Genomic DNA, 26066 nt, shown 5'->3' on the forward strand with positions numbered 1-26066 from the left:
GGGGCATGGTTAGGTGGGAAGACACCTAGCGCGCTATATCTGCGACTTGATCGACCTATTTCAACGGCTCCGAAAGCAGGTATTTCCTGATTCCAGGAATGCAAACAAAGCTTTCCAATTTGCAATGTGATTTTTATCCCATCACATTTGGCAAGTTAATTAGATAAATATATCTTATATAACAGTTACTTGGCTCTAGATCGGAGCTCCATTGCAATGGGAAAAAAATCCTATCGTAATTCATATACTCCCCCAAACTAATTTGAATACGTTATTTTGTTCGCGAACATGGATGTTCCTCTCTCCCATCAGGCAGCGAAAAGGATTCAAACACCATCACTGGTGTGCTGACTGATCGGGGGATTGTCTACTGGCTTTAAATCACAGGAAAATTTACAGATGAAATTCCAGATCGGACTTCGTTACTTATTCCGAATTTCAAAAACAAGTCCTCATCGTATTGATGATCAGGACATGAGTGAATACATCGTCATTGGATATCTGGTTCGGGCTGCCTGCCCGAATTTGACTTAGTACCGGATTTGGCAGGCTGAAATGTCACTGACAATTCCACTTGAGAAATAGACGTGGTTACTGATTCTACATATGCCGTTGCACGTGAGATTTTAGGTGGCAAGCTTGCAATAAGGTCTACTTATCGTCTTGTCGCACTATTGATAACACCACTGATATCGCCTGTTGCATACGCTGGGAGTGACTTGCAGTGGCTGGGGCTGGATGAGAATTTGAAGGAAGGCGTGTCTTTTCGCTACCGAGTCAGCGACATTGAATCAGGCGTTTCGCTGATGGATTCAAGAGTCAAACTAAGCCAGCGTGGTCTGGTTGCTGAGCAAAGATTGACGGAAACACGAATTCGTTTCGTCTATAACGTAGTTCAGGAAACGGCTTGGCTTGTCGATGACAACAAGCGTCGATTTCACGAGATTCCGATGGTTTTCTCTGACTCTGAATTGACGGTTCAAGAGCACAATGTCACAGAGGACGCGGTAGAGAGCAGTGATGGCTTAGCGTCATTGCCAGATTTTCAGTTGTTGGATGGCCTGCCGAGGTCGACGTTCTGCGAGGAGCTGGCTGCAGCGTACCGCCCAAGCCTTCGCTGGCAGGGAAGGTCTCTTGACACTTGGGAATGTCGCGATAAAAACAATGATTTCGTACGTCTGGAACTTTTTGACAAGACACAGGGAGTTGTGGTCGTGTCTATCGCTGCCAGCGGCCTTGTCGAACGGTGGGATGAGCTGCAGGCAGTTTCTCTTGATGACGAAATTTTTGTACCAGAGTTGGATTATATTTCAACTTCTGTTAACGAATTCATGAGTGGAAGATTGGAGATCGGCAGCTACGATGCTGTTGATCACGAAGAACAAGGCGGTATGCATTCACGTGAGTGAAGGCTGCGTCGTGAGGCTTGCAAGAGCCGGGCGGACCCGAGCCTGTCGGGCATATCAGTCGACTAGTGTTAGTCGTCGCAACATCATCAAAGACTGTTTTTCAAGGAGAATGAACATGCGCAATGCAACAACAGAAATGAAGCAAGAAAACAGAAGCACGTGCGCCCAGGCGCGCCGTGTCACAGGTCAGGGCATGACTGAGTACATCATCATCGTTGCCTTGATCGCAATCGCGTCAATTGCTGCCGTATCGTTTTTCGGTAGTGCCGTCCAGGCACAGTTTGCTCAGTTGGGTGCTGAGCTCACGGGTGGTACTGTGACCGATGCTGCAACAGCGGCTGGCACTGCGCCTACGCCTAAAGCTGCAGGTCTGGGTGATTACGGGCAATGAAGTCTGACTTGATCTGAACAGTGAGGTGGCATTCGGTCAGAGTCTCTTGGACTGTGGCCGAATTGCCGCCTATCTCTGATGAACCGGTCCAGGGAGGCGGAATGAATTTTAGTGATCAGCGATTAAACCTGCGAACGGGTCCGAGCCGACGTATTCAGCGGGGACAGGTGTTTCCCCTGGGAATCGCGCTGTTGCTGTTTGGTGTACTTGGCGGTTTCGTTTTGTACAACACCGCGCAGATGGCAACAGACAAGACACGCCTTGCCAATACGGCAGATGCGGCAGCCTATAGCGGCTTGCAGTGGCAGGCGAGAGCACTTAATTTTCAGGCCTATACCAATCGCGCGATGATCGCCAATCAGGTATCTATCGCGCAGGGCGTCAGCCTCAGATCGTGGGCTGCTTATGGCGTAATCGGTACAGAGAATATCGCGAAGGTGCTCAGCGCCGTGCCTGTTCTGAACGGTATCGCAAGTGGTGCTGAGCAAGTGATGGCCGGTGTCGAAATGATTCTTGGACCAATTGCTGAAGGTATGGTCATGGTTATTGATCAGATAAACAAGGGTCTTTCATTGTCGCAGGAGGCAATGTTCTATGGTGCTTTCATGGCGACCCCTGCCATTGTCGACACTGTAGTTTCCGAGACGGACTCACGGTTCTCCGTTTTGACTGGATACAGTGTCTTTGGAATAGCGCAAAACCTGGACTCATGGAACGGGTTCACAGAAGGTTATGAAACTGACGATCTGGATGCTATGCAAGAGCGTCAGTACATGATCAATGCCTCTCTGGACGATTTTTCGAAGGCCAGGGATTGGGAGTTCTTCGATTTCTGGTTCTATTCCACGCCAATCACACGTCACAAGATGTACCGCCGAGGCAGCACAAAACTCACAATGGTAGAGGGCGATACCGGGTTCGACTGGGAGTGGAAGGCCAAAGATACACTATCGTTGCAGAACCGCATCTGGCGCCCTTTTCGTAGTGAAAAGAAAATCGAGATACCCATTGGCTGGGCCCAGGCATTTGCCAACTCACTGGAATCGGATTCTTCAATCGAACCCTGTGTTCGTGAGTACTCCTCGAGCGACTGCAAGCGTCAGAGATACGCCTCCCCCAATAGTACAGCGGAAAAGCTGTCTGATCGCAATACCCCGTCTCTGGGCTTGAGTGATAGCCGGATCGATGTGTCGGGCTATTCCGGCGTTCAGGCCTATCGTTCACTGTCGCAGGATACCATTGACGAGGACGAACCTGCGCTGAAGCTCAAGGTTGAAGTGGCCATGTCACTGGATGATGTGAAGAACACAACAGCGCTTGGTGTCGGCGATACGTTTGATACCGACATGGTCGCGATAGGGGATGAGGCTTCATCGATTTCGATAGCCGAAGTCTATTATGAAAGGCCAGATACTTATCGTAGGCAGGACCTGCCGCGGGAAAATGCCAACGGCTATAACCCTTATTGGGATGTGCGTCTGAGTCCGATCGCGGATCAAGAGCGATTGCTGGCACTCTCGCTGCGCGCGGTCACTGGTGGAACGGTTCCATCAGCCTCACCGGACAACGGAGAAGGCATACCGGAAGAGGCTGAAGGAAAGAGCGCCTCTGGAACAGCTGATCTGAAGGGTGGAGAATCGGCTACGGCTCGCAAGGTAGTGGGTGGTCAGGGCTTGCGACTGGAATCACTGGCTGGAGGAGGGATGAGTCTGCCCGACTTTCAGATTCCGAACAGCATCGATGCTGGGAGAGCCGTTCAGGCGTTGATAGCGGCCTATGGTGCCTCTGCGTTGCCTGATGATTACTCACAGTACCTGTCACTCATTCAGTCAGGGGACCCGAAGGCCATCGCCGAGCACTTTGCAGGGGCTGCGATTGATGACTTTCGCAATACTATTCAGGATTATCTGGAGAACGTGCTGCGGGATGCGGTTGCAGATATGTTGCGAGGCATTGTCACCGACTATGTCAGTAATGTGGTGGGTACCGATATCGAGGAACTGGCTGACAGTGTCGAGGACCTGGCTCAGAACCAGCTTGATGAGCTGATTGATCCGGAGCTTCTCGAGACCATAAAGGAGACTGCTGAAGAGGCGCGTGTTCAGATGTTGGAGCTACGCGAAGAGTACGAGCGCATCCGGGTTGAAGTAGTCAGCCAATTCGAGATTTCCATGCAAGAGGTTTCTCTGGAAATCGAACGAGAGCTGCAATCTCTGCAGGATCAGATCAATCCACTTCGGGAAGAACTCAGAAATCTGAATGTTGATGACTCCGATGGAATGAGGAGAATCAACAGGCAGTTGGAGCCCCTGAACGAGAGGCGCAGAGAGTTGCAGAGCGACGATTATCTTGGCGATGAATTGGTGGATGAGTTGATGCAGATATTCGACGAGGTGGCTAGTGATCCTTCTGCATACAGCAGAGAACTTGCCCGATATATGGTCAAGGAACTATTGCGCGAAGCTTCTGGCGAACTTGAATTTCCATGGGCGGAAGAGCTAGAAGAAGAAGAGGAAAATTTCGATGATTCGGATGAGACGCTGGAGGAAATTCGTGCAACAAAACTGTGATAGGCAGGTAGGAAGTGCGCTTACCGAGACCATTATTCTCAGCATTGCCATGGTGCCGTTGTTCTTTGCGATACCGATGATAGGCAAACTGGCCGATATTCGCCAAACCGGAGAACAAGCTGCTCGCTATGGCTCCTGGGAGGCTACCGTGAATACGCGTGGCAGCGGTGCCGCCACTATCGAGCGGACCGAAGAACGCTTTTTCAAAAGCCAGAATTCCGCCATTGCGTCGATTGCACAGGACTTGCCCGAACACAGTCTGTGGGGGAATGATCGAGCGCAATCGACGGGCTATAGAGGCGATACGGATGTACGTATCGATCTGGATGCGAGTGCTGCCCGTGCATGGCAATACGATTTTACCGGTCAGCCTGCTGGGGCAATAATCGGTGAACAGGCTGGTCGAGTTGGCAAGCTGCTCGATGGTATTGGCAGTAATGACTGGTCGATCGAAAGCAATGCTCTGGTTCGCTCCGGGGTTGAGATTGAAGTCAAGGCCAACAATTGGCTGAGAGAAGATGCATGCTCTGCGTCGCAGAATGCAGGCTGTTTGAGCGTCAGTTCCGTCATCATGGCAGATAGCTGGGGGGCGGGCAGCGAGTCACAGGCCAAGAATCGTGTCAAGAGCCTGGTGCCGGCTTCCGCACTGGAGCCGGTCGGCGACATGATGGCCATCGTCGGCGAGTTCCCCATATTCAAAGAGATGAAAGGACTTAAAGGCGCACTAGGGCATGTGGACATGGGTGTCCTTCCAGATTATGCAAAGGGGGAGTGATGAAAAATCTTGACGGTTCCTCTATCCGCTGGCTTGTGAAAATGATGCAAACCTTGAGTTATCCAGGTCGCGCATCACGTTTGACTGTACTGGTCGCATCCATGCTGGTTGTCTCAACCGTGGTGACAGCGGCAGACTGGCTGGGTGACTTTCCGGTGCCGGTTACTGCCAATCTGGAGACGGTTTCACTGCAAATGCGACACAACGGTCATCTGGTTGATATGGCACGATTTGAATCAGCTGATTCGGTCGCAGACACACTGGCCTTTTATCGGAGTTTGTGGGGAGAGCCGAATGCTCAGGACGAGAGCAGTCCTCCGGTCTGGTTGAGCAGTGAAGTGGGCGGTCGCGTTTACATCAGTCGTCTGTACGATGGACTGAGTCAGGTTCTCGATCTTGATAATGCAAGTAAGGATACGTCCAGCGGGATATTGTCTGTCATGACAATTGACAGCGATGATGGGGTAAAGCAAGGTGATTATCTTCTCAGTGATGGTGAGCTTCTATCGCTGACACAGACGAGCGACCGAGGGGTTGGCTATTCGACGCTGCTCATGGCCAGGTATATGCGCTCCCCGGAAAGGGTTGCAGAAGGGTACAGAGAACACTTCGTATCGAGAGGCTGGAAGGCCGGAATGCGTCAGGACAGTGATTCGAGTGTGCTGCTCTCATTCAGTAATGATGGTAAGCGAGACCTTTCCGTGGTGATCACCGCAGCTCCGGATGGTGGTACCCATGCTGTTCTTAATGAGATCGAAAGATGAGGCAGGTTCGACTACCTTCAGCTGTGAATTGCGGTCGAGCCGGCCTGTGGCGACACGCATCAAGGCACATGCTGAAAGGATCGACTGCGGCTGAATATCTGGTAGGTCTGGCGGTCATGATCGTAACCTTGATCATGCCGATACCGGGAATGGAGCATTCTCTGATTACCTGGTTCATGGACGCCCTGTCCGCATTTCAGGCGAATACCACTGTACTGATGTCGATTCCCTGATGCACGCAGATTTTCTGCTGCTGCAGACCGATCGACTAGCACACCCTTTCACGAGAGATTGATTCAAGATGCCAGTGCAACAAACAACTGAGCGCTCATCCCGCTCACGCAATCTGAAGCCATTGCTCATGCTGCTTTTATCCCTGGCGCTGGGGGCGGTGGGCGTGTTCTATTCGCGTACGTACATCCAGGATCAGGTAGCCTTTTACCGCAACCAATTGGAGACCACTGAAACATTGGTCCAGGTTGTTGTCCCGATTCGCAATATCCAGCGCGGTCAGGTGATCACCCAGCAGGATCTTGTCTTTCGTGATGTGCCGACGCAATACGTCGATACGAATAGCATCAATGGCAGTAATTTCGAGAACGCGATCGGACAGCGACTCGAATACGATGTCAGTGAAGGCAGACCTTTGCAGTGGAGCCATCTTGAAGGCGGCTTGACGCCGACCTTCAGCGGCAAGGTGGAGAATGGATTGCGTGCAATGACGGTGCGTGTTGACGAGATCAATTCCATCTCTGGATTTCTGCAGCCGAAGGACAAGGTTGATCTTTTACTCAGTCATGGGTCGAGCGACGAGTCAGAGATATTCCCGCTTATTCAGAAGCTCAATATCATCGCGACTGGCGTGCAGACGATGGTCGATAAACAATCGGGTGGTCGGGAGCGAAGTTTCAATACCATTACTGTACATGTGTCTCCAGAGCAGGCTCAGAAAATTACACTCGCTCAGCAGATTGGTCGATTGACTGCGGTTTTGCGAAATCCGGAGGATGATGGCTCCTTTGCTGATTCTCCGATAACGGTTGCTCATCTGCTCAATATACCTGAGCCCGAGCCGGTGATACCGAAGAAGCGGCGGCCTAAAAAGCCGTCAATAGAATACATAGTGGAAGGGCGTTGATAGCCATGTATATTTCTGCGCGTCTCTGTTATCGCGACTTATTCTCCTCTGTGCTTCAACGAGTGAGACAGGTGATCGCTCTGCTTGTTCTGATTTTCTTTTCGCTGGCAGTGCATGCCCAGTCTGAAGCGGATAAGGATGGATGGGTACCGATAGGCAATTTTCCAACGGCTGCCAGCGCCCAGGGGGCGTTGGTGAAACAACCAAAGGAATCAGCCGAAGCGGATTGGCAACTCATCGAGTACCAGGTGGATGATGAGGCAGAGGGCTCCGAAAGCGAATCATCGAAACTGACGCAGCAACGCGAAGAGCTGAATGCTGCCAAGAGGGTCGGTGAAGCCTTTTCGGCCATGAATTCGTCGGGCTCGAGATCCAGCGTTGCCGAACATATTGCCAAGACGGTAAATATTGACATGTTCGTCGGACAGGTCGATGTATTGGGTGTCGTGAAAGTCAAACGTGTGGCCGTGGGTAATGGTTCTGTGGTTCGAGCCGAAGTGCTAGAAAGTGGCGAGTTACTGGTAATCGGCAAGTCGGCAGGCAGCTCCTCGTTGCGTCTGTGGCACTCCGATGGCAGCCAGTCGGATTTCAATATTCGTATCAGCGAGTCCGACCCTGAGACTCGGGTAAGAATGGAGAAGATGGTTCGTATGAAAGTGCGAATGGTTGATTTTCGCAAGAGCTCTCTCGAACAAGTTGGTATCGACTGGAGCGACTCGACGTCGGGTCCAGGCCTGGCATTTGCCGGAGATGCGATTGGTAATTCTTTATTCAGACCAGCAGCCGAAGGGCTTTCCGAGACGCTACCCAATGTCGTGGATCCATTCGCCACCTATTTCGGTATCGTTTCCAACATTACGTCCAGCATCAATATGCTTGCTGCGAATGGCGATGCCGTTACGCTTGCTGAACCGGTTCTCAGTTGCCGTAGTGGAGGCGAAGCCTCATTTCTTGCCGGTGGTGAGGTTCCCTATCCGACCACTGGGGAGAACGGACGAACAATTGTGGAATTCAAGGAGTACGGAATACGGCTCAACATCTCGCCCGTTGTGGATGAGCTTGGCAACGTCAGGGCAATCATTGAAACCGAGATCAGTCAGCTGGATCAAGCAAGTTCGATCGGTGATACGCCGGGTTTGCTGACGCGACGTGCGACCACTGAAGTCAATGTAGCTAATGGAGAGACGATCGTGATCTCTGGGTTGCTGAACTCGGATATGAGTGAGGATGTTGACAGAATTCCCGGTCTTGGACGACTGCCAATTCTCGGACATCTGTTTCGTTCAACCAAGCGGCGCGATGCAGCTATGGAGCTTGTTGTCTTTGTGACACCGGAGGTAATTGATCCTGTAACTACTGCAATGTCAGCTCGGCATCAAAAAATTCTGGCTGACACGAGCCTGCGTCTTGACGAGGCTGGTCGTCGCATCGATCTCATGGAGTAAGGTATGTTCGAATTCTATTACCAGCAAGGAAGTAGTCGGAGAAAACTGTTCAAGGTCACAGGTGAAAGCTGTGCGATTGGCAGTGCCCGGAGCAACGATCTGGTTATCAGCTCCCGGCAAGTAGGCAAGCGTCATGCAGAGCTCACTTTGAAGCCGGATGGTATCTGGGTGACGGATATGGGAAGTCTGCATGGGTCCTGGGTTAACCGAGAGCGCGTCATGGAGCATGGTCCACTCAATGAGCTTGATGAGGTGCTACTGGGTGATCTCAGCGTAGTTATTGACATGCGACGTATCGTGCATGCCGATCACACGCCATCAGTGAAGAGGGAGGTATCGGCGTCGGAGCTACCAACTGATACCGTTTCCAATTCATTGGGGAAGGATGATTCGGTGTCGGATGTTCCTGCCGTTTCTCACGATGACGTGAATGGCGTATCAAGCGAGCAGGCGGAAATGGCCCGGGAGTTTGTGTACTGGGGACATATTGTTCACGAGCAACTTCTCCATCGTATGGATCTGCAGCGTCGTGATGTCAATCGTATGAGTGACGAGCAATTGCGAGAAGCATCGACAAGCCTGATCGATCAGATCATCGGTGAGCTTACTGCGCAGATGCCGGATCGACTCAACCGTGAAAGGCTACACCGCAATGTGTTGAACGAAGCGGTAGGGCTGGGTCCGCTCGAGGACTTTCTCGAAGATGAATCCATTACCGAAATCATGGTGAACAACCATGCTGAGATATTTATCGAAAAGGATGGCAAGCTGCTGCGCTCTCCGGTGAACTTCACCAGCGATACGACGGTGTTGGCGGTTATCGATCGCATCATTACACCAATCGGGCGACGAATCGATGAAAGTAGCCCTATCTGTGACGCTCGACTGAAGGATGGCTCCCGCGTCAATGCCATCATTCCTCCTCTGGCACTGAAAGGTCCGAGTATCACCATACGAAAGTTTCCGAAGCATCGTTTGCATTTTGATGATCTCGTTCGCTACGGGACGCTCGAAGCGCCGATGGTTGAGTTCCTGCGCATCGCCGTCGAACAGCGATTGAACATTATCGTTTCCGGTGGCACCGGTTCGGGTAAGACGACACTTTTGAATGTGCTGTCAGGCTTCATTCCTGATACAGATCGTATCGTCACCATCGAGGATGCTGCTGAGCTCAAGCTGGTGCAGCCGAACCTTGTATCGCTCGAATCACGACCTCCGAACCTGGAGGGTAAGGGAGGCATTCCGATCCGCGATCTGGTGAAAAATTCCCTACGGATGCGTCCAGACCGAATCGTGGTTGGTGAGTGTCGTGGTGGTGAGGCGTTGGATATGCTTCAGGCAATGAATACGGGTCATGACGGCTCCTTGACTACGATTCACGCTAATAATCCGCGAGATGTTATCTCACGACTGGAAGTGCTGGTATTGATGGCTGGCATGGACTTACCGACATCGGCTATTCGAGAACAGGTGGCCTCTGCGGTGCATCTGATCCTTCAACAGACTCGTTTCCCTTGTGGTTCACGCAAGATCACGAAGATCACCGAGGTGGTTGGTGTTGAGAGCGGTACGATTCAGTTGCAGGACATTTTTGTCTACAAACAGAAAGGCATTGATGAGAATGGACGTGTTAAAGGCCACTTTGCGGCCACTGGAGCTATTCCATCCTTCTATGAAGAGCTGCGGCAGATCGGTATAGAGGTTGACCTGTCACCGTTCACCAGCCAGCCCGGAGGTTCTCTTTCATGAACGTCCTGCTCATCCTTGGAGTGATTTTTCTAAGCTTGGTTACGGCGAGTTATTTCGTGCTTAGCATGACAGCGGTAACAGCGCAAAGGGTCTCTGAGAGCGTATCCGAGAAGACGGATACGCATTTGCGAAAACTGTATGTGTTTGCCGACACACGCAGATTGTTCCTCATTTATGTACTGGTTTTAATCGGAGTTCCGGTATTACTGCTTTTGTCTGGACAGACATTGCCGATTGCCATGATTGTATTGTTAGCCATTGCCCTCTTGCCACGGTGGGTTATGAATCGTATGGCCCAGCGCCGACGAAAGCTCATCAATGAGGCGCTGCCGGATTCCTTGGCACAGATATCGGGCAGTATGCGAGCCGGTTCTACATTGACAACGTCCATACAGGCAATGGTGGAAGAGCAGGGTGGGCCCATCGCGCAGGAGTTCGCGCATCTGCTCAAGGAGCAGCGTGTCGGTCTTCGCTTCGATGAAGCGCTGGATAATCTGGCTGAGCGCGTTCAAAGCGAAGAGATGGATCTGGTGGTGTCGGCCGCGATGATCGCTCAGGACGTAGGGGGGAATCTGGCTGAAACCTTCTCCCGATTGTCTGAAACAATCCGACGGAAGATCGAGATGGAGGGGAAGATCCGGGCGCTGACGGCACAGGGGATACTCCAGGGACGAGTCGTCTCTGCATTGCCATTCATGATCATGGGCGCTTTGTTATTCATTGAGCGCGAGGCCATGCAATACATCTATACCGGATTACTCGGCTGGATTTTTCTGTTGGTGATTATTGTGTTGCAATTGTTGGGCGGCATCACGATTCGCAAGATAGTCACCATCGATGTCTGAGATGAAGGAGCCTATTGGAGATCTCTCATGTCCATGATTCTGATCATATCGCTGATATTCGGCGGGTTTGTTGCGTTGATGGTCTGGCAGGTTTATCGTTTCTTCAATGCTGTTCCTGATGAAAATCGACAGTTCCTTGATAGCCCACCGTTGGGTTTCAGGCTGGCATGGCCATTTATTCAGGCCATGGTTCATTATGTCGGGCATCTGTTCAGCGAGACGGCGTTGCAAATGGCCGCTGCGCGGCTCAAGCGTGGCGGTGCCGAGTACATCGTCAATGCGAAACAATTTCTGGCCGTACGGCTGGTGTCGGCCATCTTTTTTGCTTTGTTTTCAGCGCTATTGGGTTCAATGCTCGGTAGTGCAGGTTTGCTGTTTTCATTGGTTTTAGCGATCGGCGGCTTTTACTATCCGGAGCTGTGGTTGCGGGAAAAGACGGCACGTCGCCAGAACGAGATGCTGCGTTCTCTACCGTTCTACCTGGACGTCATTACTTTGTCCGTTGAGGCTGGTAGCAACCTGACAGGCGGGATGACGCAAGCGGTTCAGAAGACACCAGATACAGTACTACGTCGAGAGATAAGCCGTGTGCTGCGTGATATTCGCGCCGGGAAAACCCGCGCCGAATCACTCCGAGATCTGGCAGAGCGTGCCGGTAGTGCACAGGTGAAAATGGTGGTTGCCAGCTTGATACAGGCAGAAAAGACAGGGGCCAGCCTGGGTCCCATTCTGCGTGCGCAATCCGATCAGCTGCGCACGCAACGTTTTCAGCGTGCCGAGAAACTGGCGATGGAGGCACCGGTAAAGATGCTGGGGCCGCTGGTGATGTTCATTTTTCCGACCACTTTCTTCGTCCTGGGTTTCCTGATCATGAGCAAGGCGATTCTCCAGGGGGTGCTGAGCTGGCCTCCTTTGGTATGGGCCTGGCAATGGCCGGCCGGGATGTAGGGGGAGGAAACACTAATGCAGCAAAGCAAACACGGTGAACAAGAGCAAATATCCATGATTCAGCATATGGCAGTGAGCATGAAAGAAAACAGGCGCAAGCCTAGAGTGATTGCCAGGAGAAATGCCCTGGCAACTGTAGCCGTGCTCGCATTGTCTAGCGGCTGTTCGAATGATCAGTTGCCAAGTGATACCACGCTCTCGATTTCACCGGATTCCAGAACTTTCGAGATCACCGAGCAGCTGGATGATAATGGCAAGTGCATCTATTTCGATGACTACACGCTCGACATACCCTTGCAGGTAAGTGTGCGAGACGGTAGTGGTAACCCGATTGGCGATGTGGAGCTGAGTGTTTATGCTGACTGGACGGAGAATACCTTCGGCGGTGGACGGTTTCCATTGGCACTCTATCGTGACATGAACGGTAATGGCATGATCGATGAGGATGTCGAACTTGTCAGCGGGGCCGATGACGATGTTGCCAAGTTCAAGACCAGTGAATTCGGTGGCTCGGCGACATTGCTTTTGCGTATGAATCTGTCTTGCAGCTATCGCGGCCAGGTGTTCGTGTTTTCAGAATTTGCCAGTGCTTCTACTGACATAGAAACGACACCGCTAATTGTCGAAGAGCCCGAAGTTGAAGTTGACGTTGAAATCGAGGATACGGAAGAGACCGAGGAACAAGGCAAGGTATCCACGGGGCTTGGTATCGACGGTCTGCCCATACATGGTAGCGAGAGTAATCAGCAGGAGCAAGACCGGTCCGTATTCGGAGGTTCCTGGTGACACAGATCCGGTTGCATAGAGCGTGGCTTGATTTCACCTTCCAGCCTGCAGTGCGGTACTCGTTGTCGCTGGATGGCCGATCCATCGGACATTGCTGGAAAGCCGAGTCTTTTCTGGCTCGTCTACGTGGCATCAAAGCATTCGATCGGCTCGAAAGCGATGAATCCTTGTTGTTCGAGCGTAGTTCCTGCGTACACGGTTACGGAATGCAGCGAGCGCTTGATCTGGTGTTTGTGGATCGCGAATGGCAGATACTGAAAGTCACATCACTCGGGATCAACAGAGTAGAGAAATGCAAGGGCGCCCATGCCGTGTTCGAACTCGAACAGGGGAATGCCGTACAACTCGGGCTGAAAGAAGGATGTCGCTTGATACCTGGTGACGCCCAATCGTCGCACGATCTGCAAGATGGGTTGGTTCGACAGGAAGGTGGATGATTATGACTGGCATGAAAATCATGGTTATGATCAGGCTCCGGCGTTTACTTCCGCTTGTCCTTCTGTCTTGCTCTCTGGTTGGCTGTGCCATTCCCGGTACAGCGCCGGGTAATGGTGGGGCGATGTCCGGCGCAGATGGTAAGTCTGTGCTATCAAGCGAGGCCCTTTTTGCGCTATCAGCAAAGGCTGATATTGCTTATCGTGGGCAACGCTGGCCAGAAGCTGCGTCTCATTATCAGCAACTGACAGAGGCGGTGCCGAAGGATGCCTGGAGTTGGTTTCGTCTGGGCAACGTTCGCACACAGCAGGGGCAGTATGAAGCAGCGATTCAGGCTTATAGCGTCTCGATCGGACGTGAAGGCAAGGCCGCCAAGCCCTGGTTCAATCTGTCGACTGTCTATTTGTTGAATGCGCGAAAAGCACTGCTTCAAGCAGCTCAATTTCTGGCATCCGATGATCCGGCCCATGTCTCGATCAGCTCGCGTATTGATGCAATCGATGCAGCCGTTGTGAGTGCAAGCGTGGATGTGTCGACCACTTCATTGGAGCAAAACGAGGCTAGCGGCGTTGTGTTCGATGCTCCGGTAGAGCAATTTGCTGAGTCTGCCTCTGGCTGGACTCCGGCGGGTACCGGGTTGTCTGAGCGTTGAATGTCGATTGAATGCAGAAAGGATTTCAGATAATGCAAAATGGACTAATCAGAACTGCCCGAGCGTGGCACGGACTGACGTTTTCAAGGCAACGTCGGCACCGTATGAATGGAAGCTCCTCTCGCTTGCGCCAACGAGGCTCACTGAGCGAGATGGCAATCGCGATTCCAGTGCTGCTGTTGCTGGGACTGTCAACGCTCCAGGGTAGCCTGATCTATCACGGCAAGTCGACGCTGAATTACGCCACGTTTGAAGCCGCTCGGACCGGTGCAGTACATCATGGCCAGGAAGGGGCGATGCGTCATGAGCTCGGTATCCGTCTGGCGCCGCTACAAGGCGGGGACGGCAGTACCGAACGGGCAGCCACGGCGATTCTGATGGCTCGTACCCTGGTTGAGAATCGTCTGCAGACACGAATCCGCATAGTCAACCCGACTGCTGATGCGTTCAGTGACTGGGGATTTGATGATCCGGATTCGGGTGAGCTCATGATCCCGAACAGTCATCTACGTCACCAACCGAATAGCATCGGCAGTACATCGGGGGTAACGCTGCGTGATGCGAATCTGCTTAAGATCGAGGTGACACATGGTTTAGAGCTGAAGGTACCACTGGTCGGCGCGCTGCTGGCGAAGACTCTGATGCTGTTTGATCCGGAGAACACAGTGTTCTACGCGCAGAACCAGCTTCCGTTGAAATCGGTGGCGACGGTGCGGATGCAGTCACCGGCCTGGAAGTCGGCGATCACAGAGGCGGCAGATCATGTTGCAGTAGCGGAGAGTGATAGTGCGGCGTTGATAGAGGAAGGTGATACTGACGGGGCGGGTGAGGGGAATGATCCGACGGGTGAAGAGGAACATGGTGGAGACACCTCCGACGAACAGGCTGACGGATCAGACGACGGTGATGACCTTGAGCCGACCGACGGCTCGGATCAGAACGATGGCGATAAAGAGGAAGACGCCGAGGATGAGATTGCGTGTGAGACTAGTTGGGATGATGAGCGCTACCAGAGTGCGGATGAGGGTAATTGGTGGAACCCACTGGATTGGGGGGATGAGATAAAAGCTGCGGCAGCGGTTGTTTGGGATTTCTTTTCAGGGCTGGTAGCAGGGATGGGCGAACAGGTCAGTGATCTGCTGGAACTGATCAAGGACCCGAGTGTGATGCTCGATATCGCCAAAGCGTTCATCGATGACCCTAAAGGTGTGATCGAGGGGATGCTGACTGAACTAGGGGCGGATGTCGACAAATTGATGCAATGCGGTCCAGGGGATATCGGACAGCTGGTCGGTCAGAGCCTCAATCCAGCACTGGCGATTCGTATCGTGGGTCGTCTGGCAGGGAGCACTCGTCTGGGGCGCTATGCTGATGATCTAGAAGCGCGCGAGGTGTGCGCCAGCTTTCCCGCTGGCACGCCGATATGGACCCCGGAGGGATCGGTTTTCATTGAAGTGCTGAAAACAGGGGATGTTGTTGATGCTCGCGATGAGCAGACACTGTTGAACGCACCCCAGCGCATAACAGCCACCCATGGGCGCGTAGCTGAGGGCTATCACCGTATCGAGACCGAACTCGGGGTGATTGAGGCAACATCTGAACATCCTTTCTGGGTGCAGGGCAAGGGATGGGTTGAAGCGAAGGCGATTGCTTGGGAAGACCCGATTGCCACAGCGTCAGGCGATGTTGTTGCCTACAGCAACACCTACGTCGAGGAAGCGACACCGGTTTTCAACTTTTCGGTTGAGTCAACGCCCAGCTACTTTGCCGGGGAGATGGGGCTGTGGGTACACAACGCGGGACCGTGCCGAATTCCCTGGACGCAGCCACTGCCGAATTTTCCAAACGTGACACTGCGTGGGATTCGGACGCCGAATTTGTTTACAGGGTCACCGACCAGAACCCAAAGTCTGCTCAGAGACCGTATGGCACTTCATTACAACCTACAATCCAACAGCAATCTGCCATCGAATGCCCGATGGCAGGCACATCATGTCATTCCTTTTGAATTTCGGAATAACCCCATGCTTAATCGGCTTGGAATAGATATTAATTCGATTGACAATGGAATCCCGCTACCATGTTCTTCAGGAACATGTAGCGCCATTCACAATGGTTCTCACAGTCGCTATAGTGCTGCAGTTCGTCAATTTTTGCAGGATGTCGAAAAAATGAATGTCAGCGATTCTGTCAAAAGAGACGTTCTCATTCGAGGGATAGAAGAATCAAGGGAAGGTTTGGCGAAAAACAACCCTCCATTGCGGAACTCTGATGGTGCGACTGTGCAGCAGTGGAATGACGTATTCAACGATGTACTGGAAGAGTATGCAGAGGAGACATGAGCATGTGGCCCGATAATTATATGAATTTGTTCAAGACCAATGAATTTGTCACGAAAGAGGATCTCCGTCGGTTCGAATATCTACTGAGCGATGACGTGATGTTGATGGGCTTGGTGGGAAAAAGGCCCGTTTCGGTACTCGAGGGGCTGAACTTCCCTATTGTTGAAGAACCTTTGGCAGCGCAGGAGATGATGGTAGTAGTCCTGGGTGATAATGAGGAGGGTGAGTACCATGAGACATTTGATAATTTTCCTTACGTAGTGAGCGCTAGCGTTGACTCCTTTGCTCCAGGTATGGAAATTTACGAAGCTTCCATGAAGATGTCTTTAGACAGTATGGATAAAAAAGGAGAAGTGTTTTTCGACTACTTCAAGCGAAAGGTAGAGGAAATATCACTGTTCGATTATTTTATGGAGCACGCGCGCGTGAATGTTGACGAAGATCAAATGCGATTTTTTGTCAACAGCGTCATTCCCAATGAAATGGATGCCTATCTATTGAAGATATCTGATGCTATGTACATGGGAGGCCTTGATCGCTGGCCGGTAGCTAAACGGGTTTATCAAGCACTGACAACCGGTGGCATGCCGACTGGTTGGATTGGAACCCCGTTCGATGATGGCGGCGACCCGTTCGAGTGCATGCAGTTGTTTTTCATTAGTGATGAAGCTGATGCGTGATGATAAGTCTGAATCGCGGAAGAAACATGCAATGATTTTTGAAATGAGTCTCGCGAGCGGGCGATCATGGACGCTTGTCACGACGAAACGCTTCAATAGCCCACGTGTCATAAAGGTGTACGAATGATGGGGTTGCGGGTCGCGTCGGATGTATCGTGGAGCAGGGTTATAGTTCTTGGGCTCCTGCTTCCGCTGACAGCATTCGCAGACACCCGCGAGTTGCGACCCTTCCAGGAAACAAGGCTGGAAGAAGCGGGCCTTACGGTGCTGGTGCCATCAAGGCCACAGTGGGTACTGTCGCTGACGCCGATGAAGCGCAATCAGCGTATCGAACTCAGTACACCACCCAACTACTACCCTGCTACGAGTATCCAGATCGTACGCGATGCCGAGCTGAGTGTACTTGTCGACGATTTGGACAGTGTGGCTGCATCGGCCATGCAGAGCATTCGTTCAGGGCTGGGTATGGCCGATCCGCTGACACCCGGTGCCCTTCAGGACGTGCGTGTCGGAAACCTCACCGGATTCGAAGACAATTTCAGCATTCGTCAAGGGGATGCCGAGTATGACCTCCGAAACATCGTGGGAGCCTTGCCCTCTGGGCATCTGGTGAGCATTCTGGTGAGTACTCCTGCTGGTCAGATTGCTCACATTGAACACATTGTGGAGAAGATACTGGTTAATCTCCGTGAATTGTGAAGGGTGGAGCGTCAATTGACAGTATTTAACAGCAATAGCATTACAGGAAAAACAGCCTAATGAGCGTCTACGAAATCGGCAACCTAGCTGGACGTCTACTAGTCAGTTACATGATTGTATTATTCGTGTTGTTACTGTTCTCGCGTTTGCAAGGACGGCAAGCTCTCATGCGAAGCGTACGCTGGTATGGATGGTTGATCACAGCGGTGGTGTTTTTGCTTGGCCTGTCCCAGCCGATGATGCGCGGTGGTGGATTGGGCTAGTGGATTAGTTCTATGCAGCTTCGTTGGAAGAAGGAGAAGTTGGTGGGCCGCCTGATTTGTAGAAAATCTTTTTTTACAGGCGATTTAGCATGCTTGTACCATATGGGTTCAGGAATATGGATCGATTCAGGCAGGCACCAGTGTCTTGTACAGAAATTCACTAAAGCCTTCGGCGTTATCCTCAAGCCATGTGTCGTGTGTTCCGCCCAATTCATAGAAGCTTACCCGGCCTGTCAGGTGATTTTTCCAACCCATGGTTCGTTCACTGAAATCGTTCTCTTCTTCCATCTGCGTCAATACAACCATATCCATGCTGCCATTGAATTTCCCGTTGATTTTGTAGCTGTACATGGCCGTAAAAAGTGAGTATTCAACAAACTCGTGTCTGAGCAGCTCTTTGAAGCCCTTGAGTCCGAGGTTTTTTATTGAGCCATCCTGTAGCACAGTCTTGAATCGCCACTTACACCACCTCAGCGCTCTGAGTGGAGGTTCACCAAAGTCCGTCGTCAGATCCGGGCCAGGCGCTGCAGTATGCCAGTTCATCAGTTTCTCAACCTCTTGTCCCTGACGTTGAAGTTGTAATGCGATCTCAAAGGCTATTAACGCACCTTCACAGCCACCCCCAATCAGATACGGCCCCTGTGGCTGAACCTTTTTTATTTCGAGCAGCAATTCCGTCGACAGTTCTTCAATACTTTTTAACAAACGCTTGCCTGCTAATCTGCGTTCAATCTGCAAAGCGTAGGAATCCACTTGATACACCGGATGCTGGCCTTCCAGTCTGGCGCAGGCGAGGCTGAATAGTGGGTTACTGCCCACCATGAAGACCGGCTGTTTATCAACCGGTGATGTAATCAGGCGGCAATATTGTTGTACGGCTTGGTCGACCTCTTCACCATCGAGCCGACGCGCGAGTGATGCGATCGTTGTTCCTTGAAAAATATCCAGCAAAGGTATGCTCAAATTGAGTCTGTCTTGTAGTTTGGCAACCAGGTTTGCAGCTTGAATTGACTGTCCGCCGAGTTCAAAGAAGCTATTGTGAACGCCCACTTGTTCCAGTCGCAGTGCTTCTTTCCAGATCAGGGCTATCTGCTCTTCAGAGTCGTTGCCTGGAGCGACCAGATTTTCGCTTGTCAGTAGAATACTCTGGTCTGGCACGGGCAGTTGCTTCCGGTCAACTTTGCCGTTGGGGGTTTGCGGCAAATTATCCAGAATCACCCATGCTTCGGGCACCATATATTCAGGCAAGGTTCTCTTGAGCGTTGCCCGCAACTCTCCTGTTGAAAAGCTATTGGTCTGAAGTTCCGGGACCAGATAGGCGACCAGCTTGGCCTCGCCAGGTGTGTCCTCTCGCACAATCACAGTGGCATCACGTATCTCAAGGCTTTCGACCAGTCTTGCGCGAATCTCCCCCAGCTCAATTCGGAATCCGCGCAGCTTAACTTGCTCATCCAACCGTCCTTGCACCTCCAGGTATCCATTGGCAAGCCACCGAGCGGCGTCTCCAGTTCTGTACATACGGGTACCCGTTGCCTGAAAGGGATCAGCCACAAATCGTTCGGCGGTCAGTTCATCCCGGTTCAGATACCCTTCGGCGACGCCATCACCGCCGATATACAGCTCACCTGGTACGCTTACAGGCACGACATTCATGGATTCGTCCAAGACGTAAAGTGTGGTGTTCGCAATAGGCCGTCCAACGGTGATAGATCCATTTCCCGGCTCTATTTTTTCTGTTGTTGAATAGACAGTTGTCTCGGTTGGGCCATACATGTTCCACAGCTCTTTGCAGGAAGCGGTGAGGCGATCTGCCAGATCACGGGTGAGTGCTTCCCCGCCGCACAAGGCCTTCATGGTCGAGGAACCAGACCATTCATTATCCAGTAGCATTTTCCAGGTAGCGGGTGTGGCCGAGATGTAGTTGGCATCAACGGACTTGATTCGAGCCGAAAGCAGCTCCGGGGACATTGCCTGCTCGCGGCTTGCCAGTATCACTTGCGCCCCGACCAGTAGCGGTGCAAATAACTCGATAATGGATATATCAAACGAAAGCGTCGTGACGGCCAGCATCCGATCGTTTTTCGTCACACCCGGTGCGTCCAGTATCGATACGAGAAAATTGGTCAACCCCTGGTGGGCGATCATGACTCCCTTGGGGACGCCGGTAGAGCCAGAGGTGTAGATAGCGTAGGCTTCGCTCTGCGCGGATGACAGCTGGATTGGTTCATTGGACTGATCCTGCAGAACCTCCAATGAGTCATCCAGCACAAGTGTTTGCGCCTGTGAACATGGAGCGCCATCCACAAGAGAAGGTTGCGTCAGTACATATTTTGCCGACGAATCCTGAACCATGAAGTTGAGCCGATCTTTCGGGAACATCGGATCCAGAGGTACATAGGAGGCTCCGCTTTTCATCACGCCAAATAAAGCGATCATCAGCGTGGTGTCTCGTTCCAGATAAAGACCGATCCGGTCCGCTTTCTGTACGTTCTTTTCATTCAGGTAATGCGCAAGCTGATTGGATGCCTCATCCAGTTGCTGGTAGGTCAGCGAATGCTCATTCGGCCCTCGAACAGCAATCGAATCTGGGCATAGGCGTGCCTGCGTTGCGAACAGATCCACTATTGTCGAGTTCGAGGGGTACGGGCGTGTCGTATCATTCAATTCATGGAGCAGGTAATCACGCTCGGCTGTTCCCAGCATTTTCAATTGCGAAACAAGGGTGTCGGGAGCCGACGCCACGGCCTCAAGCAAGTGTTCGTAATGGCTTGTCAGGCGAGTGATTGTCTCCTTGTTGAATAGCGCCGTCAGATAACGAATGTTCAGTATTGCCTCATCATCTTGTCGTATTACCGACAGGAGCAGCTCCAAGGTGTCGTCACTATGGTTATATGCCGGCGTGTTCCCATAGCTCAGTGCTATTTCACAGGGTGATGTCGATGTGGCGGCCCCTTGAGGAGCAAGCTTTTGCGCAACAGTTTCGAAATTTTCCAACGACAGGATTTCTCCTTTGGAGAATGCCTGTGACAACTGTTCTATATGCTCTCTGGCGCTGTCTTCAGCACTGATTCTGGTGATCAGGGGAAAGCAGACTCTGGGCGTTGTCTCCGTATTGATATTGGAAGCGGGGGCGCTGTGCAGGTAGCCAATACGCAGCAGTGATTTACCGGTGTACCGGTACAAGAGAATCGAATACACGGCTTGACAGACTACTTCAGGCGATACGTTACATTGAGTCGCAATTTGATCAATCAGTTTGATTGAGCGGGTGAAGGGCACCTCGACATTTGCTGTTGTCAGATTGTCTGAGATTTTGAGGCGAGGTCGGTCGCAGGGAATCTCCAGCGGGTCTATCTGCTGGCTTGTCGCAGTTGCCCAAAAGGACAACGCAGAGGAGCTTTCCATACGATGACACTCTAATTATACATAACGTAATTGAAGGGGCGATCTTAGCGTTTTTCGCTATTCCCAACAAGACAGTGGTGGAGGCATTTGTCGTGAAATTTTGTGTACTGCGTGCTGAGGGCCGCCTGAGTACAGCACCTCATAGGGTGTTCTCCATCAGGAGTCCGTCGGTGCGCTGAAGTCAAAGGTGAGCGGGTAGAAAAATGATAGCGACTGCTTTGATGGTCATTTTTCGCACCGACGCTTGACCTTTCAAGCCAATAGCTTAAAACTCCGTCAATGGGAATTTTATCCCGACAACAACAGTGCTGTTTATGTGTTGTGCCGTCAAGGCATTGCTGCACTTGAGGTAGTGTATTTTGTGTGGCCCCTTCATTTTTTCTAGACCATGAGCGAGACTCTCAAGTTATCGCTGGCTAAGTCTGTGGTCAGTATTCTGCGCCCGATGATTCGGTTGCTCATACGATTCGAGGTTACTCACCTTGAACTCAGTGAGCTGGTTCGCCAAACCTATGTAGAAGTGGCCGACAGGGACTTCGCCATAGAAGGCGAGGAGATGACGATATCAAGGGTTGCTGTGCTGACCGGATTGAGCCGCAAGGAAGTGGTGCGATTGCGCAATCTGCTCGATGAAAGCACTACCAGTCTCAAGCAGAAGCCTAATCGCGCGCAAAGAGTGGTGCAAGGCTGGTTGGCTGACAAGGAATTTCTGGACCGGAAGCGTAATCCCAGGGTTTTACCTATCAAAGGACATAAATCCAGTTTTGTGACGTTGGTCAAACGCTACAGTGGCGATATAACTTATGGTGCAGTGCTCGAAGAGCTGAACCGGTCTGGCGTCACCAGTCAGCCTGATGAATACAGCGTAGCGCTGGTGAATCCAGCCTATATTCCTCACGCGGATGATCTGGATCAGGTGAGAATACTGTCCATGTGCGTTGCCGATTTGTTCTGGACAGGGGTGTCCAATGTTGATGCCGACCCGGGTGACAAAATGTTTCAACGACAAGTCACTTATAACTTGCTGGATGAGTGCAGCGCGCACGATTTCAAGGTGTACTCTACAGAGAAGGCGGCTGAGCTCATCGCGGATTTGAACAAGTTTCTGGCGAAGAAGCGTGAACAGGCCGGGAAAAAAACTTACGGAAAGTCGAAGCGGGTTGGTATGGGAATCTACTATCTTGAAGAAACCCAAATGTCGATGAACGACAGTAACAAGGATAAAGAAGAGCGGTGAAAGGTATTACCCGAAACAGGCATGGAAACCATCCTCTCATGAAATTATTCGCAAGGCTGTTGTTGCTTCTGGCTATGGCGTCGCTGGTAGGCTGTAATTTCGAGGAACCATCGGATGAGTCTGGCGTGGTCGGTACCGGTATCACTTTTCGCGGTACGATCAGTGAACAGCAGCAGCTTGCCGACAATGAAATTGAAATCAGAGCGCAGTCAGGTGAACGAACAACAGCAATAATTGGCAATGACGGGCAATACTCTGCTGAGGGGGCACTCGGTTCAGGGCCCTGGCTGATCAGAAGTAGTCTGGGCAATGACAACTACCACTATGGTGTTGCGTATCCTGAGGCCATTGCGCACATCCACAGCTATACCGACGTGGTGCTTCGCAGCTGGTTTCTCGGGCGCTACGATATCAGTGATATCGATGCCGCTTTTGAATCCGCTGACACACTGCCGGAGTTGCCGTCAGCCGATCAATTCACGGACTTGGCCGGGCTGTACCTTCGCCTTGTGGAGTTTGTGCTTGAAGACTATGGCTTGACTGGCAAACAATTGTTGTCCGAGCCATTCCGTGCGGATGATACCGGTGTTGATCTGTTTCTGGATCTGAACCCCGTGTTTGTTGATGAAAATGGCGGAAGACAAATCACTATTGTGATAACTGACCCTGCCAGCAAGATTCAGACGTCAACCAATGCAGACATATTGCTAGGTGTCGTGGAGGGGGTAAGTGACACACAGCCGCCATCCATGCCATCAGATCTAAGAGTATTGAATGGTGTTTCCGGTGAGCCAGTGCTCGTTTGGGAGCCGTCTACAGATAACACCGTAGTTATTGGCTATGATGTTTTGCGAGACGGTCAACTCATAGCAACGACGCCTTACCCTGTCTATACGGACACTGGGGCATCTGCAGCCGCATTTCACTTCTATGAAGTGCAATCCATAGACACTGCCGGCAACCGATCGGCAGCGGCTCAAGTCAGCACCGACAGTGTTGTCGATGGGGGTGGTGAAGCTCTGTCAACACCTGTCAATGTTGTTTCAGTGGTGTCGACTACGCAACGTGTAGAGCTGAGTTGGACTCAGGATAGGATCGATGTTGTGGCTGGGTTCAATATCTATCGAGGACCCAGCGTCGATACGCTGTCCTCGTTACCACTGGTGAGGGTAAGCAGCACCAGTGTGACTGACGCTACGATATCAGCTGGTCAAGAGTACTGGTATGCGGTAACTGCTGTTGACGCTCGTGGTAACGAATCCCCGCAAAGTGAGCCGCTGCGTGTATTGACCACAGGCATTGCACTTACTCCACCGGAGTCTTCACCGCAAACGGTACCTGCGTTAGCGGGATTGAATGTTCCCGATACGGAGGCGATGAGTTGCGACGCTGTTTTTCCGACTTATAACATCGATACTGAGCTGACGCCTGCAGCTGGTTGCTACCAGGTTGAAGGCGATATTGTTGTAGACAACTTTGGCGTGCTGAAGCTTCAGCCAGGTGTTGTTCTCAAATTTGCAGCAGGCAGCAAATTACTCATCGGAACCCATGGCCGCCTGGTATCGGAAGGTTCTGATGACAATCCTGTTGTTTTGACAGGTCAGCGTCTTGTCGAAGGGTGGTGGTGGGGTGTCGAGTTCAACCACAGTGATGACTCTAGAAATATAATCAGTCGCACCGTCATCGAATATCATGGCAGCAACACCGAAGCGGCGGCAGGCATAGCTCTGGTTTCCTCGACAAATGACTCTTCACGGCTACGTGTGGAAAATTCATTGATTCGTTACGGCGGATGGAGTGGTATTGATATCTCGGGGCTGGATGCAAAGCTGGATTCATTCAAAGGCAATCTTGTCACCCAGAATCGCCGTGCTGCAACTACCGACTACACCTCTCTGTCGGCGTTTAATGATGATAGTAGTTTTATAGATAACGACCTTAACCGGCTAGTCGTTGTAGGTGCTTCGATTGATGAGGATGTTGTTTTTGACGATATTGGACTTCCGCTACAAATAGGTGCTATCAATCAGGTACGCGGTACCATCATTATCAATGCGGGTGTGAAGATGTATTTTATTGGGGGGGATGTGTTTATCGTGCGTGGGAATCTTGCAATAAGAGGCACTGCCAATAATCCCGTGGTGTTGACGTCAATAAATGAAACACCAGGTAGCTGGAAAGGCTTGCAGCTTGTCGAAGGTGCAAACGCAGAAATCAGTAATGTCATCATCGAAAATGGTGGCATGATCGGTAGTAGAAGTCCGGAAGGGTCCAACCTGTTCGCCAACGATGCCAGAATGTCTCTTGAAAACGTGACGCTGCGTTCAAGCTCATCGTATGGGTATCATGAAACAGGGAATCAAGTGACGATAGACAGGGCTGATAATATCAATATTGTCGACAATGCAAGGGTAGATGTCGTGAGTCTCGTTGAGCGTAATGGTTCATGACAAGCTGTACGAGTCAGCGTCATCAGCGCGTTTAGTCAAACGAAGGAGATAGACAGTGGCCGATAAGTGCGAAATAATCATCGATACCGATCCTGGGCAAGATGATGCAATTGCTATCTTGTTGGCTTTGGCAAGCCCCGAACTTGATGTGCTTGGCATTACAGCCGTTGCGGGTAATGTGCCACTGACGTTGACAACCAGCAACATTTGCAAAGTGTGCGAACTGGCGAGTAGGTCGAACACCAAGGTGTACGTTGGTTCAGACCGACCGATCAAGCGCGAACTATTTACCGCTGAGTATGTGCACGGTGCTACGGGATTAAATGGTACTCAACTGCCTGAGCCCAGCATGGCATTACAAGAGCAGCACGCGGTTGACTTCATTATAGAAACCATACTGTCTCGGCCGAACAAGTCAGTGACTCTTTGCACGCTTGGGCCATTGACGAATATAGGCAAAGCGCTCTCCAAGGCGCCTGAAATTGCCCCTCGTATTAAAGAGTTAGTGATGATGGGTGGCGGCTTGTTTGAAGGTGGCAACGTGACGCCTGTTGCTGAGTTCAATATCTACGTAGATCCTGAGGCGGCCAAGCTGACCTTTGATGCCGGAATTCCTATCGTAGTGATGCCATTGGATGTCACGCACAAGACGTTAACTACAAAGTCACGAATCGATGCATTTCGGGCGCTAGGAACCAAAGTGGGAACAGCCTCTGCCGAATGGTTGGATTTTTTCGAGCGATTTGATGAGGAAAAGTACGGTACCGATGGTGGACCGCTTCATGATCCTAATGTCATTGCCTATCTTTTGAAGCCTGAGCTATATTCTGGTCGCCACATCAATGTGGAAATCGAGACTGAATCTGCATTGACCGTTGGTATGACCGTAGCGGACTATTGGCGTGTTACCGACAGGCCTCGAAACGCGATCTGGATGACTGAGGTGGATAGCGATGGTTTTTTCGATTTGATTTTAGAGCGTCTTGCGGTGTTTGCATAGACCGGCAGAGTTCATGGATCACCGCCTCTACACGTTGCTGTGATAGCCATTGGCTATAACTGTCAGGCATGCGTAGATAGGGT

The 26066-nt window shown here is 51.5% G+C and carries 22 protein-coding genes; 21 read left to right on the plus strand and 1 reads right to left on the minus strand.

Annotation, left to right across the window (positions count from 1 at the left end):
• Window positions 1-587: 587 nt before the first annotated feature.
• From IMCC3135_RS09060 to IMCC3135_RS09140, 18 genes are all read left to right on the plus strand, one after another.
• A complete protein-coding gene (locus tag IMCC3135_RS09060; RefSeq protein ID WP_088917311.1) occupies window positions 588-1409 on the plus strand; it encodes a hypothetical protein in 822 nt (273 codons plus the stop codon).
• 115 nt (window positions 1410-1524) lie between these two features.
• On the plus strand, window positions 1525-1800 hold the full coding sequence (locus tag IMCC3135_RS09065) for a hypothetical protein (RefSeq protein WP_205737972.1): 276 nt from the start codon (window positions 1525-1527) through the stop codon (window positions 1798-1800).
• A gap of 101 nt (window positions 1801-1901) precedes the next feature.
• Window positions 1902-4370 carry a pilus assembly protein TadG-related protein gene (locus IMCC3135_RS09070; protein ID WP_157735859.1) on the plus strand — a complete coding sequence of 823 codons (2469 nt, stop codon included), beginning with the start codon at window positions 1902-1904 and terminating at the stop codon, window positions 4368-4370.
• A complete protein-coding gene (locus IMCC3135_RS09075; protein WP_088917313.1) occupies window positions 4354-5145 on the plus strand; it encodes a hypothetical protein in 792 nt (263 codons plus the stop codon). The genes IMCC3135_RS09070 and IMCC3135_RS09075 overlap by 17 nt, the downstream gene beginning before the upstream one ends.
• A complete protein-coding gene (locus IMCC3135_RS09080; RefSeq protein WP_088917314.1) occupies window positions 5145-5909 on the plus strand; it encodes a hypothetical protein in 765 nt (254 codons plus the stop codon). Before IMCC3135_RS09075 ends, IMCC3135_RS09080 begins: the two co-directional genes overlap by 1 nt.
• A 68-nt stretch (window positions 5910-5977) precedes the next feature.
• Window positions 5978-6142 carry a hypothetical protein gene (locus IMCC3135_RS33960; protein ID WP_157735860.1) on the plus strand — a complete coding sequence of 55 codons (165 nt, stop codon included), beginning with the start codon at window positions 5978-5980 and terminating at the stop codon, window positions 6140-6142.
• Window positions 6143-6210: 68 nt separating this feature from the next.
• Window positions 6211-7047 carry a Flp pilus assembly protein CpaB gene (gene cpaB / locus IMCC3135_RS09085; protein WP_088917315.1) on the plus strand — a complete coding sequence of 279 codons (837 nt, stop codon included), beginning with the start codon at window positions 6211-6213 and terminating at the stop codon, window positions 7045-7047.
• A 71-nt stretch (window positions 7048-7118) separates the two neighbouring features.
• Complete coding sequence (locus IMCC3135_RS09090; protein WP_169727430.1) at window positions 7119-8492, plus strand: type II and III secretion system protein family protein; 1374 nt, start codon at window positions 7119-7121, stop codon at window positions 8490-8492.
• A 3-nt stretch (window positions 8493-8495) separates the two neighbouring features.
• On the plus strand, window positions 8496-10241 hold the full coding sequence (locus tag IMCC3135_RS09095; RefSeq protein ID WP_088917317.1) for an ATPase, T2SS/T4P/T4SS family: 1746 nt from the start codon (window positions 8496-8498) through the stop codon (window positions 10239-10241).
• Window positions 10238-11086: a type II secretion system F family protein gene (locus tag IMCC3135_RS09100; RefSeq protein ID WP_088917318.1), complete on the plus strand. Its 849-nt coding sequence runs from the start codon at window positions 10238-10240 to the stop codon at window positions 11084-11086. Before IMCC3135_RS09095 ends, IMCC3135_RS09100 begins: the two co-directional genes overlap by 4 nt.
• Before the next feature lie 27 nt (window positions 11087-11113).
• Entirely contained in the window at window positions 11114-12034 is a 921-nt protein-coding gene (locus tag IMCC3135_RS09105; RefSeq protein ID WP_088917319.1) for a type II secretion system F family protein, read from the plus strand.
• A gap of 15 nt (window positions 12035-12049) precedes the next feature.
• Window positions 12050-12820, plus strand: a complete 771-nt coding sequence (locus IMCC3135_RS09110; RefSeq protein ID WP_088917320.1) for a hypothetical protein — start codon at window positions 12050-12052, stop codon at window positions 12818-12820.
• The gene (locus tag IMCC3135_RS09115; RefSeq protein ID WP_157735861.1) at window positions 12817-13257 is read left to right on the plus strand and encodes a DUF192 domain-containing protein; all 441 of its coding nucleotides are present in this window, start codon (window positions 12817-12819) and stop codon (window positions 13255-13257) included. The genes IMCC3135_RS09110 and IMCC3135_RS09115 overlap by 4 nt, the downstream gene beginning before the upstream one ends.
• 2 nt (window positions 13258-13259) lie before the next feature.
• Complete coding sequence (locus IMCC3135_RS09120; RefSeq protein ID WP_157735862.1) at window positions 13260-13907, plus strand: tetratricopeptide repeat protein; 648 nt, start codon at window positions 13260-13262, stop codon at window positions 13905-13907.
• A 32-nt stretch (window positions 13908-13939) separates the two neighbouring features.
• Window positions 13940-16249: an AHH domain-containing protein gene (locus tag IMCC3135_RS09125; protein WP_169727431.1), complete on the plus strand. Its 2310-nt coding sequence runs from the start codon at window positions 13940-13942 to the stop codon at window positions 16247-16249.
• A complete protein-coding gene (locus IMCC3135_RS09130; RefSeq protein ID WP_088917324.1) occupies window positions 16246-16929 on the plus strand; it encodes a hypothetical protein in 684 nt (227 codons plus the stop codon). Before IMCC3135_RS09125 ends, IMCC3135_RS09130 begins: the two co-directional genes overlap by 4 nt.
• Before the next feature lie 219 nt (window positions 16930-17148).
• Complete coding sequence (locus IMCC3135_RS09135) at window positions 17149-17628, plus strand: hypothetical protein (RefSeq protein WP_157735863.1); 480 nt, start codon at window positions 17149-17151, stop codon at window positions 17626-17628.
• Window positions 17629-17687: 59 nt separating this feature from the next.
• Window positions 17688-17891, plus strand: a complete 204-nt coding sequence (locus IMCC3135_RS09140; protein ID WP_088917326.1) for a hypothetical protein — start codon at window positions 17688-17690, stop codon at window positions 17889-17891.
• 126 nt (window positions 17892-18017) lie between these two features.
• On the opposite strand, the gene IMCC3135_RS09145 is transcribed toward IMCC3135_RS09140, so the two are convergent.
• Window positions 18018-21296, minus strand: coding sequence for a non-ribosomal peptide synthetase (locus IMCC3135_RS09145; RefSeq protein ID WP_088917327.1), 3279 nt, complete (start codon window positions 21294-21296; stop codon window positions 18018-18020).
• 388 nt (window positions 21297-21684) lie between these two features.
• Here IMCC3135_RS09145 and IMCC3135_RS09150 point away from each other — a divergent pair, with 388 nt between their 5' ends.
• Genes IMCC3135_RS09150 through IMCC3135_RS09160 form a run of 3 tightly spaced genes read left to right on the plus strand, consistent with a single transcriptional unit; the run spans window position 21685 to window position 25983 of the window.
• Complete coding sequence (locus IMCC3135_RS09150) at window positions 21685-22533, plus strand: DUF6502 family protein (protein WP_088917328.1); 849 nt, start codon at window positions 21685-21687, stop codon at window positions 22531-22533.
• 38 nt (window positions 22534-22571) lie between these two features.
• Window positions 22572-24983 (plus strand): fibronectin type III domain-containing protein, encoded by a 2412-nt coding sequence (locus tag IMCC3135_RS09155; RefSeq protein ID WP_088917329.1) that lies wholly within the window; start codon window positions 22572-22574, stop codon window positions 24981-24983.
• Between the two features lie 55 nt (window positions 24984-25038).
• Window positions 25039-25983, plus strand: coding sequence for a nucleoside hydrolase (locus IMCC3135_RS09160; RefSeq protein ID WP_088917330.1), 945 nt, complete (start codon window positions 25039-25041; stop codon window positions 25981-25983).
• The last annotated feature ends 83 nt before the right edge of the window (window positions 25984-26066 follow it).

The sequence above is a fragment of the Granulosicoccus antarcticus IMCC3135 genome, assembly GCF_002215215.1.
GTDB lineage: Bacteria > Pseudomonadota > Gammaproteobacteria > Granulosicoccales > Granulosicoccaceae > Granulosicoccus > Granulosicoccus antarcticus.

What these genes read in the sequence shown, in the direction of transcription:
- IMCC3135_RS09065 (WP_205737972.1), top strand. Translation starts at nt 1,525, where the DNA reads ATGCGCAATGCAACAACAGAAATGAAGCAAGAAAACAGAAGCACGTGC.
- IMCC3135_RS09070 (WP_157735859.1), top strand. Translation starts at nt 1,902, where the DNA reads ATGAATTTTAGTGATCAGCGATTAAACCTGCGAACGGGTCCGAGCCGA.
- IMCC3135_RS09080 (WP_088917314.1), top strand. Translation starts at nt 5,145, where the DNA reads ATGAAAAATCTTGACGGTTCCTCTATCCGCTGGCTTGTGAAAATGATG.
- IMCC3135_RS33960 (WP_157735860.1), top strand. Translation starts at nt 5,978, where the DNA reads ATGCTGAAAGGATCGACTGCGGCTGAATATCTGGTAGGTCTGGCGGTC.
- cpaB (WP_088917315.1), top strand. Translation starts at nt 6,211, where the DNA reads ATGCCAGTGCAACAAACAACTGAGCGCTCATCCCGCTCACGCAATCTG.
- IMCC3135_RS09095 (WP_088917317.1), top strand. Translation starts at nt 8,496, where the DNA reads ATGTTCGAATTCTATTACCAGCAAGGAAGTAGTCGGAGAAAACTGTTC.
- IMCC3135_RS09100 (WP_088917318.1), top strand. Translation starts at nt 10,238, where the DNA reads ATGAACGTCCTGCTCATCCTTGGAGTGATTTTTCTAAGCTTGGTTACG.
- IMCC3135_RS09105 (WP_088917319.1), top strand. Translation starts at nt 11,114, where the DNA reads ATGTCCATGATTCTGATCATATCGCTGATATTCGGCGGGTTTGTTGCG.
- IMCC3135_RS09110 (WP_088917320.1), top strand. Translation starts at nt 12,050, where the DNA reads ATGCAGCAAAGCAAACACGGTGAACAAGAGCAAATATCCATGATTCAG.
- IMCC3135_RS09120 (WP_157735862.1), top strand. Translation starts at nt 13,260, where the DNA reads ATGACTGGCATGAAAATCATGGTTATGATCAGGCTCCGGCGTTTACTT.
- IMCC3135_RS09125 (WP_169727431.1), top strand. Translation starts at nt 13,940, where the DNA reads ATGCAAAATGGACTAATCAGAACTGCCCGAGCGTGGCACGGACTGACG.
- IMCC3135_RS09130 (WP_088917324.1), top strand. Translation starts at nt 16,246, where the DNA reads ATGAGCATGTGGCCCGATAATTATATGAATTTGTTCAAGACCAATGAA.
- IMCC3135_RS09140 (WP_088917326.1), top strand. Translation starts at nt 17,688, where the DNA reads ATGAGCGTCTACGAAATCGGCAACCTAGCTGGACGTCTACTAGTCAGT.
- IMCC3135_RS09145 (WP_088917327.1), bottom strand. Translation starts at nt 21,296, where the DNA reads ATGGAAAGCTCCTCTGCGTTGTCCTTTTGGGCAACTGCGACAAGCCAG.
- IMCC3135_RS09150 (WP_088917328.1), top strand. Translation starts at nt 21,685, where the DNA reads ATGAGCGAGACTCTCAAGTTATCGCTGGCTAAGTCTGTGGTCAGTATT.
- IMCC3135_RS09155 (WP_088917329.1), top strand. Translation starts at nt 22,572, where the DNA reads ATGAAATTATTCGCAAGGCTGTTGTTGCTTCTGGCTATGGCGTCGCTG.